Source organism: Streptomyces sp. BE20, assembly GCF_036322525.1.
Classification (GTDB): Bacteria; Actinomycetota; Actinomycetes; order Streptomycetales; family Streptomycetaceae; genus Kitasatospora.
The window spans coordinates 1-1,505 of sequence record NZ_JAQYWW010000790.1 but is presented as its reverse complement, the minus strand read 5'-3'; the positions used below and the strand labels follow the sequence as shown (position 1 = coordinate 1,505).

1 protein-coding gene is annotated in these 1,505 nt (G+C 69.9%); it reads right to left on the bottom strand.

What is annotated here, in order from left to right:
• Positions 1–152: 152 nt before the first annotated feature.
• On the bottom strand, positions 153–1,505 hold a 1,353-nt coding region (gene phnA, locus PUR61_RS16610; protein ID WP_329879622.1), incomplete at its 5' end, for a phosphonoacetate hydrolase.

The following is a 1,505-nucleotide window of genomic DNA, read 5'->3' as shown; positions in this document are numbered from 1 at the left end:
TTGGTGTCCGATCTGGTGGTCTCGGCGTTCGACATGGTTCTCGACCGATCTGGGTGGGGGCCGGGGAGCGCCGCATGGCGGGCGGCGCGAGGTCGAGGCGGCGGCTGCCGCCGGTACCGTGGCCGCCCCCCGGAAGGGGTGGCCGCGGCGTGTCAGTGTGCGTGAGCGGTACCGCTCTCCTGCTGGGCGACGAGTGTGGTGGCCACCCAGAAGGCGTCGTAGTTGTGGATGACGGCGGGGTCGCCGTAGGGCTCGTCGAGGGGTTCGGGTTCCGGGAGTCGACGGTTGATCAGGAACGGGATCTGGAGCTCGCCCAGTGCGCCGTGGGAGCGGAGCGGGGCGTCCAGTCCGCTGAGGTCGTGCCAGGCGGGGAAGCGGCCGAGGGCGGTGCCGGCTTCGGCGAGGACCACGATGTCGCCGATGCGGTCGGAGGGCTGCGCGAAGCGTGTGGCGGCCTCCTCGCGGCCGTGCACTTCCTGGATGCCTCCGATGGCGCGCAGGGCGTCGATCGTGGCGTCGCGGTCGGTGCCCTCGGGGAGGTACACGCTCGCGAAGGAGCCGAGTGCGCCGTGGTGCACGGTGTACGGGTCGGTGATGGGCAGGATGACCCGCAGGCCCTCGGCGCCGGTGTCCGCGGGGACGCCGAGGATGCGTCGGACCTCCTCCTCGACGAAGACGACCTGGGCGCGGCCCTGGGCGTCGGTCTTGGCGCTCATGCCGTGGTCGGCGGTGAGCACGACGGTCGCGCCGAGGTCGGCCAGCCGGCCCGCGTAGTGGTCGATCTTCTCGTAGAGGTCGTTGGCGGCCTCGGTTCCCGGCGCGTTCTTGTGCTGGATGTAGTCCGTCAGCGACAGGTACATCAGGTCGGCGCCGCGGGTTTCGAGAATTCGTACACCGGCGGCGAGTGCGAATTCGCTGAGGTCGGCCGAGTATACGGTCGGGAGTGGCTTTCCGACCAGGTCGAGAACGTCGCCGATTCCGTTCTCCTCGACGGTGGCCAGATCGGCTTTCTCTGCGGAGAAGCAGATGCCCCGGCGCGAGGGCGGGACGAACTCGCCGGAGCCGTCGAGTGCGGGGCCCTCCTCGACGAGGCCGGCGCCGAGCAGTCGGCGCAGTTTGTCCTTCGCGGTGACCACGACGACGTCCAGGCCGGCCTCGTTGGCCGCCGCCAGGAGGGTGGGCGCGCGCAGGAACCGCTTGTCGTTCATCAGGACTTCTTCACCGAGTCCGGTGTCGAAGATGTAGTTCCCGCTGATGCCGTGGACGGCGGGCGGCCGGCCGGTGGCGATGGACACGTTGTTGGGGTTGGTGAGGGCGGGCATCGCGCAGTGTGCCGGCCACGAGGTCCCCTCGTGTTCGAGGACCTTGCTCAGCCAGGGCATCCGACCGGCCGCCATCGCCTCGATGTGGTAGTCCGGCTCGCTGCCGTCGATGCAGATGACGACGACCGGGTTTGCGGGCCTGGCGTACGTCCTGCCGTTGACGGTGAAATTCCCGGTGGTCAC